The organism is Brevundimonas sp. P7753 (assembly GCF_013386595.1).
In the GTDB taxonomy this organism is placed as follows: Bacteria; Pseudomonadota; Alphaproteobacteria; order Caulobacterales; family Caulobacteraceae; genus Brevundimonas; species Brevundimonas bullata.
Map to the genome: position 1 here is coordinate 270 of NZ_JACARP010000195.1, position 798 is coordinate 1,067.

At 66.5% G+C, this 798-nt stretch carries 2 protein-coding genes; one reads left to right on the forward strand and one right to left on the reverse strand.

The window, feature by feature from the left end; genetic code table 11:
• On the forward strand, positions 1-239 hold a 239-nt coding region (locus HX774_RS19010), incomplete at its 5' end, for a hypothetical protein (protein ID WP_218650533.1).
• 60 nt (positions 240-299) lie between these two features.
• Here the strand turns inward: HX774_RS19010 and HX774_RS19015 are convergent.
• A complete protein-coding gene (locus HX774_RS19015) occupies positions 300-725 on the reverse strand; it encodes a hypothetical protein (protein ID WP_114817119.1) in 426 nt (141 codons plus the stop codon).
• Between the last annotated feature and the right edge of the window lie 73 nt (positions 726-798).

The window sequence follows — 798 nt, forward strand, 5'->3', positions numbered from 1 at the left end:
TGGGCGCCCGCCGCGGCCAGACGCTGAACGTTAGGCTGCAACCCACCAACGCCTCGGCCTATTTCAACGTCACCAGACAGGGCGCGGACGAAGCCCTGTTCATCGGCTCGACTTCAGGCAATCAATTCAGCGGCCAACTGCCGGCGAACGGCGATTACGTCGTGCGCGTCTATCTGATGCGCAACGCCGCCCGCCGCGACGAGCACGCCAACTACACCCTGACCGTCGGCGTTCGCTGACCCGCGCATGAAGAAAGGCCCGGCGTCGCCGCCGGGCCTTTCGTGATCTGACGCCTGAACCTACCAGCGGCGGTCGTAGCGATAGTCGCGGCGGTTCTCATGACGGTCATGACGGCGGTCATAGCGATCACGGCCCTGATAGCGCCCGTTGTTGTAGTAGCCGTCGCGGCTGTTGATGCCGTGTTCGCGCTCCCAGTGGCCCTGGTTCCGATAGCAGCGGCCGCCGCGGTAGTAGCTGCAGCCGTCGCGATCGCTGTCCGAAGACACCGCGCCCAAAGCCGCGCCCGCCAGAGCGCCGCCGGCGACATAGCGTCCGTCGCCGTTGCCGATCAGGGCGCCCGCCACGCCGCCGACGACGGCGCCGAGCACCGCGTCACGCCCGGTGTTGTCGCGATCCCGATCCCGATAATTCTGCGCCGCGACGGGCGAGGCGGCCAGCATCGTCAGGGCCACAGCGCCGACGCCGATCTTGGAAATGGTTTTCATGGCGGGCTCCTTTCGAAAGCCGATTGATCCGTTGTCCCCTTTTTAGGTGGCGCCTGCTGAACGACCCCAAGGG